16 protein-coding genes and 3 pseudogenes are annotated in these 14,564 nt (G+C 40.2%); 2 read left to right on the top strand and 17 right to left on the bottom strand.

From position 1 onward, the window contains the following. From JL57_RS14795 to JL57_RS14735, 14 genes and pseudogenes are all read right to left on the bottom strand, one after another. A partial coding sequence (locus JL57_RS14795) for an iron ABC transporter permease (RefSeq protein WP_291300125.1) occupies positions 1–977 on the bottom strand: 977 nt, incomplete at its 3' end. 84 nt (positions 978–1,061) lie between these two features. After that, the gene (locus tag JL57_RS14790; protein ID WP_034142796.1) at positions 1,062–2,147 is read right to left on the bottom strand and encodes a Fe(3+) ABC transporter substrate-binding protein; all 1,086 of its coding nucleotides are present in this window, start codon (positions 2,145–2,147) and stop codon (positions 1,062–1,064) included. A gap of 411 nt (positions 2,148–2,558) precedes the next feature. After that, a pseudogene (locus tag JL57_RS14785) lies at positions 2,559–2,944 on the bottom strand (hypothetical protein). A 135-nt stretch (positions 2,945–3,079) separates the two neighbouring features. Further along, entirely contained in the window at positions 3,080–3,763 is a 684-nt protein-coding gene (hypB, locus tag JL57_RS14780) for a hydrogenase nickel incorporation protein HypB (protein ID WP_034142795.1), read from the bottom strand. A 3-nt stretch (positions 3,764–3,766) separates the two neighbouring features. Then, complete coding sequence (locus JL57_RS14775) at positions 3,767–4,108, bottom strand: hydrogenase maturation nickel metallochaperone HypA (RefSeq protein WP_034142794.1); 342 nt, start codon at positions 4,106–4,108, stop codon at positions 3,767–3,769. After that, positions 4,101–4,583, bottom strand: a complete 483-nt coding sequence (locus JL57_RS14770) for a HyaD/HybD family hydrogenase maturation endopeptidase (protein ID WP_034142793.1) — start codon at positions 4,581–4,583, stop codon at positions 4,101–4,103. The genes JL57_RS14775 and JL57_RS14770 overlap by 8 nt, the downstream gene beginning before the upstream one ends. 2 nt (positions 4,584–4,585) lie before the next feature. Beyond that, positions 4,586–6,004, bottom strand: a complete 1,419-nt coding sequence (locus JL57_RS14765; protein ID WP_034142792.1) for a nickel-dependent hydrogenase large subunit — start codon at positions 6,002–6,004, stop codon at positions 4,586–4,588. Between the two features lie 33 nt (positions 6,005–6,037). Continuing rightward, a complete protein-coding gene (locus tag JL57_RS14760) occupies positions 6,038–6,802 on the bottom strand; it encodes a hydrogenase small subunit (protein WP_366557033.1) in 765 nt (254 codons plus the stop codon). Next, positions 6,757–6,924, bottom strand: a complete 168-nt coding sequence (locus tag JL57_RS36440; RefSeq protein ID WP_366557032.1) for a twin-arginine translocation signal domain-containing protein — start codon at positions 6,922–6,924, stop codon at positions 6,757–6,759. Before JL57_RS36440 ends, JL57_RS14760 begins: the two co-directional genes overlap by 46 nt. A 204-nt stretch (positions 6,925–7,128) precedes the next feature. Continuing rightward, on the bottom strand, positions 7,129–7,509 hold the full coding sequence (locus JL57_RS14755; protein ID WP_291300124.1) for a DUF3793 family protein: 381 nt from the start codon (positions 7,507–7,509) through the stop codon (positions 7,129–7,131). Positions 7,510–7,738: 229 nt separating this feature from the next. Then, positions 7,739–8,149: a Lar family restriction alleviation protein gene (locus JL57_RS34535; RefSeq protein WP_291300123.1), complete on the bottom strand. Its 411-nt coding sequence runs from the start codon at positions 8,147–8,149 to the stop codon at positions 7,739–7,741. Positions 8,150–8,176: 27 nt separating this feature from the next. Then, positions 8,177–8,386: a hypothetical protein gene (locus JL57_RS14745; protein WP_034142791.1), complete on the bottom strand. Its 210-nt coding sequence runs from the start codon at positions 8,384–8,386 to the stop codon at positions 8,177–8,179. 16 nt (positions 8,387–8,402) lie between these two features. Then, entirely contained in the window at positions 8,403–8,843 is a 441-nt protein-coding gene (locus JL57_RS14740; protein WP_034142790.1) for a putative toxin-antitoxin system toxin component, PIN family, read from the bottom strand. Further along, the gene (locus JL57_RS14735) at positions 8,827–9,096 is read right to left on the bottom strand and encodes an AbrB/MazE/SpoVT family DNA-binding domain-containing protein (RefSeq protein ID WP_291300122.1); all 270 of its coding nucleotides are present in this window, start codon (positions 9,094–9,096) and stop codon (positions 8,827–8,829) included. Before JL57_RS14735 ends, JL57_RS14740 begins: the two co-directional genes overlap by 17 nt. A 220-nt stretch (positions 9,097–9,316) precedes the next feature. On the opposite strand from JL57_RS14735, the pseudogene JL57_RS14730 reads away from it, so the two are divergent. Together JL57_RS14730 and JL57_RS14725 are read left to right on the top strand one after the other, a co-directional pair. Beyond that, positions 9,317–12,299: pseudogene (locus JL57_RS14730) on the top strand (Tn3 family transposase). Then, positions 12,296–13,003, top strand: a complete 708-nt coding sequence (locus JL57_RS14725; protein ID WP_034142789.1) for a tyrosine-type recombinase/integrase — start codon at positions 12,296–12,298, stop codon at positions 13,001–13,003. The pseudogene JL57_RS14730 and the gene JL57_RS14725 overlap by 4 nt, the downstream one beginning before the upstream one ends. On the opposite strand, the gene JL57_RS14720 is transcribed toward JL57_RS14725, so the two are convergent. From JL57_RS14720 to JL57_RS14715, 3 genes and pseudogenes are all read right to left on the bottom strand, one after another. Further along, positions 13,000–13,215, bottom strand: coding sequence for a hypothetical protein (locus JL57_RS14720; protein ID WP_034142788.1), 216 nt, complete (start codon positions 13,213–13,215; stop codon positions 13,000–13,002). The two genes, JL57_RS14725 and JL57_RS14720, sit on opposite strands and share 4 nt — an antisense overlap. Before the next feature lie 354 nt (positions 13,216–13,569). Continuing rightward, positions 13,570–13,818, bottom strand: coding sequence for a zinc ribbon domain-containing protein (locus tag JL57_RS34530; RefSeq protein WP_291300121.1), 249 nt, complete (start codon positions 13,816–13,818; stop codon positions 13,570–13,572). Between the two features lie 221 nt (positions 13,819–14,039). Beyond that, positions 14,040–14,564, bottom strand: a pseudogene (locus tag JL57_RS14715) (radical SAM protein); the annotation flags it as partial.

Below are 14,564 nucleotides of genomic sequence, written 5' to 3'. Positions count from 1 at the left end.
ATATTAAGAACCTTTTTATAAGTTAAGGTACTCCAAACAAGGAGTTGAAGGACTGGAATTATGAACCCTAAACTAAGAAACATAAAACTGACGAAAAAAGCCCAAAACCCCTTCAGCCCCCTAAGCCGAGTCCGTACAATTGGCCTTACTTTAGAGGTGGTATAACTGTATTTTTTTCTCCCTCTTAATCCTCTTTCAAGCAGTAATACACTAATGACAATAGTCATCAAAACTCCTGAAAGCTTAACGGCAGTGTCGATATCCCCCATAGAGAACCATGCCTTAAAAATCGCAGTACTAAATGTTTGCACTCCAAAATAAGAGACTACTCCGTAATCATTGAGCACCTCAAATATAACGAGAGTCATCCCACCTAAGATGGCCCCCCTCGAAATAGGTAAAACAACCTGAGTAAAAATTTCCAGCGAGTTCTTCCCTAATAGCCTAGCGTTTTCAATGAGAGACGCTGATTGGTTGGTTAAAAACGCACGAGTGACTGTATAGACATACGGAAATAAGAAGACAGCGAAAATGAATATTGCTCCCTGAATGTTCATGATATCCAACCACTTCGGATTGACTTGAACTTCCAAGACATTTCTGAGAAGCCTTTGTACGACTCCAGTATAGTTTAAAATCCCATTATAAGTGTACGCCCCAATATAAGGCGGAATTGTCAATGGTAGAATTAGAGCCCAATTAAAAATCCTTCTTCCTGGAAAATCATAAGCTGAAATCAACCATGCCAGTCCGCTTCCAACCAAAACTGTAAATACACCAGTAAAACCAATGATCATCAAAGTGTTGGTAATATAATCTTGAAGTAAATAGGTTTTTATGTGATACCAATTTTCATTCGGTTGAACGAACAAATTCCCAAATAAGTAAACATTAGGTAAGATAATCAGTGCAACGAAAAACGCACTCAACATTCCCCATAGATTAAAGCTCCGTTTGATACTGCTACCACTCCTCAAATATACACCACCCTTAATCTATCTATTAACTCACCATACCAAATGAAGGCAGCCTCTCTAGGCTGCCTTCGTTGACTCAAAGAATTACTTCCAACCCACTTGACTAAAGATCTGTACAGCGTTCTTATTATTCTCGCCTAATTTCGTGAGATTGATAGTCTGTGGTTTAAAGGTTCCCCAGGACTTCAAAAGGTCTGAAGGCTCAACAACAGGGTTAGCCGGATATTCGTAGTTTGCTTCGGAAAATTGCTTCTGGGCCTTTTCGCTAGAAAGGAATTCAACCAATTTGATCGCATTTTCTTTATTCTTTGCGGATGCAGTTACACCAGCTCCACTTACATTAATGTGAGTACCGGTTGTGCTTTGATTTGGGAAGAAGACCCCGAGTTGTTTAGCGACCTTGACTTCTTCAGAATCCGAGGAATTTAGGAGGAGGCCGTAATAATACGTGTTCATGATGGCGACATCTCCTTCGCCTGCGACCACAGCCTTTGCTTGATCCCGATCCGATCCTTTGGGAGTACGAGCCATATTGTTAACAATTCCTTTAGCCCATGCTATCGCCCTTTCTTCCCCGTTCACAGCGATAAATGAAGCGAGTAAGGATTGGTTGTAAATACTGTCTGAACCACGGACAAGAATTTTCTTATTCCATTTGGGATCGGTCAGATCTTCGTACGTTGATAATTGGGATGGGTCTACCCGATCCTTGGCATAAACCAAGACCCTCGCCCGAACCGTTAAACCATACCATTGATTATCCTTATCTTTTAGATTCTCAGGAACGTTTTTAGATAAGGTATCCGATTCTGCAGATTGTAATAACCCTTGTTCTTTTGCCCTATGAAGTCTTCCGACGTCTGCTGTCACGAGAAGATCCGCTTGAGAATCTTTCCCTTCCCGAGCAAGACGCTCAATCAATTCATCGGATTTCCCTTCGATGACATTGACCTTGATCCCAGTTTCCTTAGAGAACTCCTCTAAGAGCAGCTTATCCGTCTCATAATGTCGGTCGGAATAAATATTGACAACTTGACTTGTCTTTTCCCCTTGCGGTGAACTGGATTCCGTTTGAACTGACGTAGTCGATGAAGTTGCTGAACAACCCGTAAGTACCGCTCCAGCTAAAGTAAGTACAGCAAGCATTCCTGCAAAGCGACGTTTTTTCATAATGTGTTTCTCCTCCCAAATTTCCAAAAATAGTTCATAACCTTTGATTTTTATCTTGCACGCGTTCAAGATATTGAAAATCATTATCAGTTACAAGTATACTTCTTTTAGCTATTTTGTCAACAGTTTTTTTGATACTCTGCTATACTCCCAAGAACTTAGATTATATTTCAATCAAAATAGGAACAATCTCCCATGTATCTAATATTGGTTATCAGTTAACTCCCTCACGCAATAAAGTTAAGTAGACAAACGCTCAAGATTATCAAGCAAAATATCTGGTTTTCCCTTCTCGTTAAACTAACTGCCTTAGTGCTAATTTTCCCTGGTTGGCTTATTTTATGGGTTGCAGTCCTTAGTGATACTTGCGCAGCAATAGTAGTAATATTAAATAGTATGCGATTAATGAGACTAGTCATTAGCAATTCTATAGTCCTTTTTGCTTATTAAACTAACTAAAGTATTTAAACCTTGAAGTATATCTACGGGTTCGAAACCAGTTACTACCCCTGGAATCTTAAAATCCTTGCTTAGAAATTCGTAAGGTTCACTTCCGATAATTGCACTAACATTACCCGTAATAAAAAACCGTCCAAGTTCAAATCTTTATCCTGAACGAGTGCTCCCATAACTGGGGGCACAATTTTATGGGCTGTAAAGAAAAAAAGATTGCATAAGCCGTTTTTTCTTGTCTCGATAGCCGTTACCGCAGTCATCGGTGCGGTCGTTTCAAAGCCTACTGCCAAAAAAACAATCTGTTTAGAAGGATTGTCCGCAGCAATGGTGAGGCAGTCCATAGGAGAGTACACTAGTCTAATATCTGCACCTTCCGCCTTTTTCTTAAGGAGCGAGCTTTTTCTATCTCAAAACTCTTCCTGGAACAGCAAGACACACACTAATCTCTCCTTTTTGAGTCCATAAAAGTATATTAATCAGATACATGCTTTATTAAATTGACTATTAATGTTCACTTGCTGACTTAACCATGAGCATAATTCATCGATACCCTGATCTTGGTCTTTAAGACAGGATGTCTCGAAAATAGTCGCTAAGGCATTAAGAGAGTTAATGTCTTTGTAGAACTCAGCTTTATCGAAATTAGTCAGTTCCAATAAATCCATTTTGTTTAAAATAATTGCCCCACTGTTCTCAAACATTCGCGGATATTTCAATGGTTTGTCATTACCTTCCGTGGTACTCAATACTGTGATCTTTATGTCTTCACCCAGTTCAAAAGCCGCTGGGCAGACTAAATTGCCGACATTTTCTATCACAAGCAAATCCACATTATCCAGGTTTAAAGAATCTAAGGCACCTTTGATCATCTTTCCATCCAAGTGACAAGCTCCCCCTGTGTTGATCTGAACCACTGGGACCCCTTGTGCCTCGATTCTTTCGGCGTCCTTAGTTGTGTACAAGTCCCCTTCAATAACTGCAATTTTAATTCTATCTTTAAGTTTTGAAATGATCTTTTCCAGCAGCGATGTCTTACCAGAACCTGGTGAACTCATCATGTTAATAACATAGATCCCTTTATCGTTGAGCAATCGTTTATTTTGAGAGGTTATCTCCTCATTTGTATGGAGGATGTTGGCAACTACCTTAATCTCACTCATCGTTTAGTCTCCTTCAATGGTATTGATATAAAGCTCATACCCACGAATAATGTTCGTACAGAACTTGTTGCAGCTGGGACATAGCTTGTTAAAATGTTCGATTGGAAATTCTAGATTACAATTCTTGCACTCACCTAATGCGCTTACGATTTCTATGTTCAATGTGGACTCTTCCAGCATCGTACCTTTGATACAGCTGTCGAAAGCAAACTCTAAGGATTCAGGCATGACACCGGATAGCTCGCTTATTCTTAAAGAAACATTATTTATTTTTATTAGATTATTTTCAAGGGCTTGCTTGGTGACTATTTCAATTACGCTTTGGATAATGGAAACTTCATGCATTAGTTTCACCTAAGACTACTTTAACATCTAAGAGTAGCTCTTTCTTAATATTCGCAATCACTTCAGGTATTTTGGCATACATCAGGTCCGTCATTTCTAAATTAACCGAGATTGTTTTCGGTTCTATACCAAAGATAACGACCTCAGGATATTGACCCATCATATTTGCCATTTTCACAACATCCAAGATCTGAACATCATGAATAGAAAGGTTTTCTTTTTGATAATTCTTAATATCTTCCGGTTTTATTTTATAGATAGTGCCTGGTTTCAAGCCTGCTCTCAAACAATCGACCACGATGACCTTTCTATAGTCCAAAAAGTAGCCAAGTGTATCTAGGGTGGAAGTACCTCCATCGACTAACTCAATCGTCGATGGAAGCGTTTCATTTTCAAGGTGTGTTATGACATGAACTCCCACGCCATCATCCTGCATAAGAATGTTACCAATTCCTATAATGACAGTGTCCTTCATCACTAAACTCCTTGGGGTTGTACCACAAAGTTGGACATTTCCATTCCCTCAGGCGACATCACATGAACGGAGCATCCTGTGCAGGGGTCGAAGGAGTGAACGATTCTTAAAAGCTCCACGGGTTGCGAAGTATTCTCAACATGCGTTCCAATTAAAGCCTTTTCCATCGGCCCTACAATGCCGGCATCATCCATAGGTGAAGCGTTCCAGCAAGTTGGAGTTACGATTTGGTATTTCGTAATTTTTGAACTTGCTACAGATAACCAGTGACCGAGTGCTCCTCTGGGTGCCTCAGTTAACCCTATTCCAGAGCCAGAAGCAGGAGTTCCTAAATTAGTAAACTGATTTTGACCGACAACCACTTGATTCAACCAGGTTTGCATATTAACCGCAATGTTATTCGTTTCTGTGAAGCGCGCTAAGTGCCTGTCCATGACAGAAACATCGCGACGATACTCTCCCGTGAGCCATGTTCTTGCTATGCTGCCCGCTTCATAAGCAGCTCCATTATATCTCGGGGCCTTTAACCAAGTGTAAGCACCTGCTTTACCAAAGCTTGGAGTCGTCGTCTCGGAGGCCGGATTAGAGCCTGATGGTGACGAATACCAAGAATGTCCCACATATTCTTTGATATTTGTCTGTGTAAAGCTCCCGATCGTGCCATTAGTTACCGTTCCTGCCGGGTATAGCTTATTTCCAGACGTATTTGTATCAAAGACCCCAAAGGATATCAAATTGCCATACCCTTTGCCAACCGTATAATAGTCGCTATAAGTCGACGCTAATTTGTTGACGTCAGTTGCATACGTAGTTTGAATGAACGACGTAATAGTATTTAAATAATTACGAAAGTTTGTAATGTCTGTCGCGGACGGGATTGCGGTAACTCCACCAGGAACTACGTTGCCGACATGGGGAAGCTTTCCGCCAAAGATGGCTCCCATTTCATGGGCTTGTCTTCTTATAGATAACGCTGCGACATAGTTATTAATCAAGGCTTGACTGTCGGTCGCATTAAATCTGAAATCCTGCGTATATCCGGGCGTCCACGGGTGCATTTGTGGGCCTTGAACATAGTCCATTAAAGCTAGTTGGTAAAAGTGCAAAACATTGCTTGAGATGAAGTTAGCGCCCTGAATCAAGTTTCTTAATAATAAGTTCTGAAGACTTGGTGTAAACCCTGCGGCTTGTTCAGTAGCCTTTGCGGAATCAATAGCGTGAGAAACTGGGCAAACACCACAAATCCGTTGGGTTAGAAACGCTGCATCCTTCGGACCCCTTCCGATCAGCATATTTTCAAAATCCCTATATAAATTACCCGTTGCTTGAGCAGCGGTTACAATATTATTGGCATCAAGGGTTACTGAAACTTTCAAATGTCCTTCGAGTCGAGTAATCGGATCTAATACTATTGTACTCAATTGATTTCATCCCTTCCCTTAATAAATTACTCATTATACCTTACATAGAGGATTCGCTGGGAAATCAGGATTCGCACATCCTATACAAGGATAGTTAACCCCAATGCACCATGCTTGTCCATTATTCCATTTCATTGAAGGGCATACATTTTGAGTACCAGGTCCTTTACAGCCTACGTTTTTATAACACCCATATTGCCCCAGTTGTTTTACAACAGTGGTTCCTTTTCGCGGACACATACTATGGATCTTTGTTCCAAAATAGTTACTTGGTCGGTTAGACCTATCAAGTGAAGGCATGCCAATGAGAATTAAATCTAAAAGTGTTTGAATAAGAACCGTTGGATGAATCGGGCATCCAGGTAGATTAACCACAGGGTTTACAGTCTTTCCACTAAGTATAGAGCTGGCGGTTAGACAACCCGTTGCATTGGTTCCTGCAGCCGAAACCCCTCCAAAGGAAGCACAAGTTCCTGCTGCAACCACATATTTTGCCATTGGTCCATACTTCAAGACAGCTTGTTCCATGGTTAAGTGAGTTCCATCAACTTCTCCAATGACACAATAGTTTCCATTGGCACCAGTTGGCACTGCACCCTCAATCACTAGAATAAACTGCCCCTTATATTGAGTTGCACTTTGGTCTAAGGTTTGCATTGCTAGGTCACCAGAAGCGGTCATTAGGGTGCTGTTATACTTCATACTGATTTTGTTTAAGAGAACATTGTCAATAGTAGTGGGATTAGTAACATTTAACGTCGATACTGTACAACCTGAGCACCCTGATCCTTGAGCCAAATAATCGGTGGATCTGTTTCAGCTGCAAGAACATTGCTAACACTACCAAGACTGACTTCTATACCTAGGGCTACTGCTGCTGCGACGGACCATTTTAGAAATTCTCTTCTGCTGATTTGCATAATGTCCTGTCCCTCCTTAATCTATTGAAACCTGTGTGTCTACTTAATTTATTAGTGCGACTTAAGTATTGATATGATAATCATTCTCAATATGTGTGTTAAAAAATTACTCCTCTCATTCAGGAGCACTACACTTCTTCCCGTTACATACTTAATGGTAGTTAGCCAGCGGGTAAATAAGTTCTCGTACTTTTGTCCTGGCTTCTAAAAAGCTCTCGTACCTCTTATTAGACAACTTTTCATTACCATATATTTTCCACCAATTATCTTAACCAGTTTCAATGAAGGATGGCCGATATATCCTAGTACGTCTTTAAATGGATAGCCAAGAAAAAGTCCTATTTCATGAGGGAAATCCTTCCCATTTAACCTTGTAACCAGAAAATCAACATAACCTTCTACAGAAAATTGTTCTGGATAGCCAAGGCCTCGAAGAAATCTTAACTTTGTTTTGCTGCAGAGTGCATTTTCTAGAGAAGTGAAATGATAAAACAAAACTTGTACTCTTCCATTCTGTTTCTTTATTTCTCTTAACTTGATGTTTTTATCTCGCGAAAAGTAGATTTTTAATTCTTCCAAAGCCAAGTTTTTTCTTTCACCTTCGCTTATAGGGGTAGTACCAGCGAAGCTGTCATAGCCCGCAAACGTATGGATTAAATTGGAATCTTGGCAAAATTGTCACCCAAGCACAAAACATATGGTATATTATTACATAAAAGCTGGTTTTCCTAGCTAGGGATCACCAGCTTTAAAGAGCTCTACGAATTTAAGTGGAAATCACTGACTGATATAATTTCCAGTCAATAATACGTAATTAGGCAATTTCGAGGGATAATTTTTCACTTCCGCAATTAGGACATTGACTACTATATCCGCCACTCTTGTCACTTATGATGTAACCGCCTTCCATGCTGAGTTTGAAAAATAAATCTTTCATTGGCATACTATCTGTTTCATAATCACAATCTTCACAATAAGCATGCGCTGATATTCTTCCCTGTATTTCTAAATATTCTGGTGTACCATGAGTTTCAATCCGTTGTAATGCATCTTTATACTCTTGAACACGTTTATTCCAATCTTTTGCTGCCAATGCTTCAGTCTTTTTCCAGTCACCACAAGCAGCATGGACACCGCAAAAATACTTCATACTTTGATATTCAGGTTCTTGAGAACTTAACTTCGGTTGACCTCCACACACAGGGCATAGTAATAGATTTTCCATAATTCAATTCTCCTCCTCGCAATTTATTCACCTTGTCCATGCTACCCCTGCTTGTAAATAAGCTAGAATATCATTCATATTGCTATATTCATGCATTTTGGTTAATCGTTGTCCTTTTTCAATGAGATACTCAGTACAGCAACCAATTAAGAAAGCTTTATTATTAAAGCAGCCTTCAATACTTAAAGTCTTATCGTATCCTTTATTCTTATACCATTCCCAAAAGTAATCGGGCACACTTAATTACCTCCAATCACTGAGTTATGCTGCTAGAAAAAGCGTTAAGAAAATCACCCGGTGTCATTATAGTAAAATACTCTTGTATTTCTGGAGTGTAAAAGTCTAGATCCCCGGTGATAAGTATATCCGGTTGAGCTACCATAGCTGAAATCAGGATTGGGATATCTTTTGGATCTCGTATATATGGAGCTTTTACAGCGGAAAGGTCTTCCGGAGTGTATGCTAATTCAAACTCGATTCTCGTCAAGAATTGATCCCATTCAGGCAATTTATTTGGGAATCTTTTATTTAAAATCCGCGATACTTCGGCGATAGAATAGCTACAAATGATTAACTGATGTTCTTCGACAAGCAGAAGAAGTAATTTTCTAGAAACCGATGTTTGGGATATCATAGCTGAAATCAATACATTGGAATCGACGAACACACGAAAAAAGTTATTTTTTTCGTTCATTCCACATTTCCTCCCGGACTTGCTCTAACTCTTTTAGCATCTCTTCTTCAGTAATTCCCTTGGCCTGGGCTTCTGTGCTCATCGAATCTAAAAACTCTCTTAAGGCAATTACACTAGATTTTGTGATAACTATATTCCCATCTTTTTCAATAAACGCCACCTTATCACCTTCGGACAATTTTAATCGTTCACGTACCGCCTTTGGAATGGTAATTTGCCCCTTTGATGTTACTCTTGAAACTTCCATGTCCATAAACTTAGCTCCCTTCATTAATGAATTCCTTACATTCCTTACTTATATTATAACATGATATGGAAAATATATTCAACTAAAAGTTCCGGTTATTATTTCGGAAATGGAACAACGGCGTATTTATAATAAAGATTGCCTCATAAAGTAAGCTTCGGTATACTAATTCCAAAATGATTGTTCCGATACTCACTCTTTTAGGAACTTTGTTTGGAGGGGAATTATGAAAAGAAATTGGGAGCTGGACGAATTAATTGAGCATTTTACGATTATGCCAAGTGAAATGAGGTTAATTGAGAACAAGACGGGAGAAACCCGGTTAGGCTTTGCTGTACTACTTAAGTTTTTCCAGCATGAAGCTAGATTTCCAAGCCAAAAATACGAAGTTCCTAAAGCTGTGATTGCTTATATTGCAAAGCAAATTTATACGGAACCAGCATTATATGCACAATATGATTGGGCCGGACGCTCCATTACATATCACCGAACACAAATCCGTGAGTTTTTCGGATTCAGAGAAGACACCACCCAGGATACGCATGATATAACTGCCTGGTTGTGTAAGAACGTCTTATATCACGACCAAGAATTTGAACATGTCAAAGATATGGTGTATAAACGGTTTCGGGAGCTGAAAATTGTTCCTCCTACTCCGGAGCGTATTGAGCGTCTTATTCGGTCTGCTGTCTCAACTTTTGAAGAACAATTCTTTAAGGCCACCTATGAAAAAATGCCTAATGCATCTTTGTCCAAGTTAGATGCCTTGATAGAAAGTATTTCATCCTTAGATGAGGAAAAAGACGAACCAACTGGTGAAAATGGAGATCAACTTTCTTTTCATGAATTAAGATCAGATCCAGGCCGACCAGGTTTAGAGAGTGTCTTTAAGGAAATTAACAAGCTTAAAACGATTCGGAATTTGGATCTTCCGGATGATCTTTACCGGGATGTTCCATATAAAGTTTTGAAAAAGTATAAGCAGCGTGTGGCCACTGAAGATATCCGTGAACTACGTCGGCATCCAGAGCCGATACGCTACACGTTATTATCCGCTTTCTTTTATCTCCGGAAATTAGAGATCACCGATAACCTTATAGAGCTACTTATTCAAATCATTCACCGAATCGGAGTACGGGCCGAACGCAGAGTAGAAAAGGAAATACTTAACGATCTGCGGCGAGTTAGCAACAAACAAGGTATCCTGTTCAACTTGGCACAAACAGCTCTGGAATTCCCGGACGGGATAATTAAGGACGTTCTCTATCCGATAGTCAGCGAACAGACGTTAAAAGACCTGGTTAAAGAGTTTAAAAGCACGGGGCCAGCTTATCGGGAAAAAATACATACTGTCATTCGCGCCTCCTATAGCAGCCATTATCGCCGAATGATTCCCGAAATATTAGGCATCCTTCAATTTCAGTCTAATAATGAGGTTCACCGGCCTGTTATTAAAGCCCTTGAACTTATCAAAAAATATGCTCAAACTGGGTTGCATTATTTTCCGGCGTCAGAAGATATTCCAGTTGATGGTGTTATTCGTTCCGTGAACAAAGAAATTATCATTGAAAAAGATGATAATGGCCAGGAACGAATTAACCGCATTAATTACGAGATTAGCGCACTTCAAGCCTTAAGGGATCGTCTGCGCTGTAAAGAAGTGTGGGTAAAAGGTGCCGATCGGTACCGCAACCCTGATGAGGACCTACCGGCAGACTTCGAGATACGGCGAGAAGAAAATTACAAAGCCATTAATCAACCCATGGATGCCGAATCCTTCATAAACGCTTTAAAGCAAGCAATGATCGGGGGGTTGGAACGACTTGATGTTGGACTTCCCAAAAATCCCAAAGTCCGAATTACTGACAAAGGTAACGGATGGATAACCTTATCGCCTTTGGAACCGCAGGCAGAACCGGCTAATTTAACCCGTATTAAAGCAGAATTGTTACGTCGCTGGCCAATGACCAGCCTTCTCGATGTGCTGAAGGAAACCGATCTGAGGATATCCTTTACTGATAAATTTAAAACATCGGCAGTCCGGGAGGCGTTGAGCCGGGAAACATTACAAAGGCGCTTAATTTTATCCTTGTACGGACTCGGCACCAACACTGGCCTAAAACGAATTAGCTCCGGCGAACATGAGGAATCATATAAGGATTTACTTTATGTACGGCGTAAGTTTATACACCGGGATAACCTGCGAAATGTTATTGCTAAAGTGGTTAACGCAATCTTTCGAGTCCGAATGCAGGAAATATGGGGTGACGGCACCACTTCTTGCGCTTCCGACTCAAAAAAGTTTGGGGCTTGGGACCAAAACCTCATGACCGAATGGCATATCCGGTACCGGGGTCGGGGCGTAATGATCTATTGGCATGTAGAAAAGAAATCAACGTGTATTTACTCACAGCTAAAATCTTGTTCCTCATCAGAAGTTGCCGCCATGATCGAGGGTTTACTGCGGCATTGTACTGAAATGGAAGTCGAGAAGAATTACGTTGACTCCCATGGCCAAAGCGAAGTAGCATTTGCCTTCTGCCATTTGCTTGGGTACCAGTTAATGCCGCGTCTGAAGGCCATTCACTCTCAAAAGCTATACAGGCCGGAATCCGGAATGGCTGAAGCTTACCCCAATCTTCAACCGGTTCTTACCCGTCCGATCAACTGGGATCTAATCCGTCAACAGTATGATCAAATGGTGAAATATGCTACCGCATTACGTTTAGGTACTGCTGAAACGGAAGCTATCTTAAAGCGGTTCAACCGAAACAACCTTAAACATCCTTAAACATCCTACCTACCAGGCTTTAGGAGAACTTGGGAAAGCCGTAAAAACCATTTTCCTTTGTGACTATCTGCATTCTGAAGAACTGCGCCAGGAGATTCATAAAGGATTAAATGTCGTGGAAAACTGGAATAGCGCAAATGGCTTTATTTTTTACGGTAAGGGTGGAGAAATCTCTACAAATAGATTAGAGGATCAAGAAATAGCTGTTCTGTCATTACACCTATTACAGAATTGTTTGGTATACATCAACACGATTATGCTTCAAACCATCCTGTCAAATCCAAAATGGTTGAATCTAATGACTCAGGAGGACTTCCGTGCTTTAACACCTCTTGTATACACCCATATCAACCCGTATGGAACGTTCAAGTTGAACATGAATGAACGTCTTCCGCTGGAAGAGGGTGTGATCGCATGACTGAGAAGAGAACTTCGGCTAAAAAGAAAGCTAAGGAGTTGGCCAAGCATCTAAGAGGGGAACGGCCTGATTATGCTTATCTAAAAAGCTTATTTCAACACCTGAGAGCTGAATTGGAAATAGAAATACCTAAAACGTCCAAGAAGTTACCTTATGTTCCTACGGAAGAAGAATTAAAGCGATATTATGATGTGGTCTGGAAGGCTAAGAACTTTCAAGATATGATGATAGTTAAAACGCTACTCTATACCGGCGCAAGAGTAAGTGAGTTAATAAACATCAAGCTTACAGACGTCGATTTTCACTACTGTCAAATAAGGATAAATAAAGGGAAGGGGAACAAGGATCGCATTGTCCCGTTCCCCCAGTCATTTAAGGAATTGCTGGCCATGCATGCTGATTCAATGATCAAAAAACAAGCCGTTTATCTATTTGAATCTTCGTGGAAGAAAAAATATACCGACCGGGGTATTAGAAAGATCCTGGGTAAGTATTCGGAAGAAGCAGGACTAGCACAGAATTTATCTCCCCATAAATTACGGCACTTTTTGTTAACCTGGCTAAAAAAGCAAGGCATCGATGATGCATTGATTCAGCCTTATTCCGGTCACAAAAGCCGAAAGTCATTAGAGGTATATTCAAAGTTGGCTATAACTGAGGCCCAGCAAGAATATAACGAGGTTATAAACAAGTTTCCAATTTAATCCATACGTTTGCGGGCTGTGACAGCTTCGCTGGTACTACCCCTTATAGGAATCTTGAGCAATTCAGCTGGTTTTACGCCCACCATGGTAGCACCTATAAGGTCCAATAAGCGAATTAGATAGCCATCATAGTAAAGGTTTTTGTGAAGCCAATCACATATTTCATTCAGTTGTTCATATATTACCTTGTCCTCCAGTATTGAAGTTTCCATTACACCTTCCCCCCCTTCAGATTTAAACAGGACCCTTTAGTTCTGTATGATTATTAATGGTATGTATTAATGCAATTGACATTCAATCTCACCTATGTAAAACGTATGTTAGCATTAATATTTAGTTTGGTCAATGGTAATTTTAAACTGTGGTGGTGATTGTCCGTTTTCTAATCTAGTAACGGCTCCGGAATATCACTTATTCCAGAGCCGTTACTCACCGTTCCGCTCAGGTTTCAGGTACCTCTCGTTTCTATTAACTCGGCATTTCTTGTCATGAGTTAAATAGTCCCGAAACAGACTTCAATAAAACATAATCTATTCATTAAATCTCAGTAACAGAGATTTTTGTCTTCAAGTCGAACTCTGTTGACGCTTCCGATACGCATAGTTCATCAGGTCAGTGACCTGTTCGGTCAGCAGGGCGTCGGTTATTTTAACCGTTGTGGAGCATTCAGGATTCTTGCATCTCCATTTTTCACCGACCCTGTTGTCCAAAATCCTTTCGTAACGGCTTCCGCATTCGCCGCAGATTACTTTGCCTTTTAAGGCATCCTCAACTCCGGTTGCCCTTCTGGGCACCGGTACCACAGCATTAAGCACGATCTTCGCTTAATGCCGATCGTAATAGTCGGTAAGTCACATATTGGCATTTTGGAATTTGTTCTACTATTATATATACCACCTAACTGACGTTCTATTGCGTTAAAAACAAAACATCACTTCACATGTTAATTTAATTATTCAGTTACATACCAAGTGTATCAAATTTACGAAGCACTATTGCAGCACCTTGTTTTTGCAACATTTGGTATCTTACCTCACTAAAGAACCAACTCTCCTGGTTTATAGCCGGCAGGCAATTCCTCTTCACTTAAAAATTTGAAATTGTCATCACGCAGTATGGGTAAAAACACTTCGTAGGGTATCCTGAAAAACTCACAGGTATAATTACTGGATCCGACCCACCTACCCTCATTGCCACTAAAATTCAAACCTCTGACAAATTTCGTATAGTTTGAGCAATCATGAACTGCTAAATCCCAGCTTTCTTCAACGGCTATTTTCATGAATTTCAGAGTTAATTCCCTACTCCAAATCGGAGATATATAGCCATGTCTGGAAATATACATGTTTTCCCCGTAATAATTGTCTATGTTATTGGCATTTAAGTGCAATTCTGCACAATTGATAAAATCGAGTTTTGTCTCTAAGATCGCTTCCTTCTTCTTGAAAAAAGTTTCGAAGAACTCAGGAGTCATTGGCGTTTCAATACCTACATTTTTAATGTATTTTTTCGCTATTGCCATAATTTTAATCACTTTGTCCGAACAATTTGAGGCACCCAG

The organism is Desulfosporosinus sp. BICA1-9, assembly GCF_000802135.1.
This window is presented reverse-complemented; position numbering and strand designations above follow the sequence as displayed.

What these genes read in the sequence shown, in the direction of transcription:
- JL57_RS14790 (WP_034142796.1), bottom strand. Translation starts at nt 2,147, where the DNA reads ATGAAAAAACGTCGCTTTGCAGGAATGCTTGCTGTACTTACTTTAGCT.
- hypB (WP_034142795.1), bottom strand. Translation starts at nt 3,763, where the DNA reads ATGAGTGAGATTAAGGTAGTTGCCAACATCCTCCATACAAATGAGGAG.
- JL57_RS14775 (WP_034142794.1), bottom strand. Translation starts at nt 4,108, where the DNA reads ATGCATGAAGTTTCCATTATCCAAAGCGTAATTGAAATAGTCACCAAG.
- JL57_RS14770 (WP_034142793.1), bottom strand. Translation starts at nt 4,583, where the DNA reads ATGAAGGACACTGTCATTATAGGAATTGGTAACATTCTTATGCAGGAT.
- JL57_RS36440 (WP_366557032.1), bottom strand. Translation starts at nt 6,924, where the DNA reads ATGCAAATCAGCAGAAGAGAATTTCTAAAATGGTCCGTCGCAGCAGCA.
- JL57_RS34535 (WP_291300123.1), bottom strand. Translation starts at nt 8,149, where the DNA reads ATGGAAAATCTATTACTATGCCCTGTGTGTGGAGGTCAACCGAAGTTA.
- JL57_RS14740 (WP_034142790.1), bottom strand. Translation starts at nt 8,843, where the DNA reads ATGAACGAAAAAAATAACTTTTTTCGTGTGTTCGTCGATTCCAATGTA.
- JL57_RS14735 (WP_291300122.1), bottom strand. Translation starts at nt 9,096, where the DNA reads ATGGACATGGAAGTTTCAAGAGTAACATCAAAGGGGCAAATTACCATT.
- JL57_RS14725 (WP_034142789.1), top strand. Translation starts at nt 12,296, where the DNA reads ATGACTGAGAAGAGAACTTCGGCTAAAAAGAAAGCTAAGGAGTTGGCC.
- JL57_RS14720 (WP_034142788.1), bottom strand. Translation starts at nt 13,215, where the DNA reads ATGGAAACTTCAATACTGGAGGACAAGGTAATATATGAACAACTGAAT.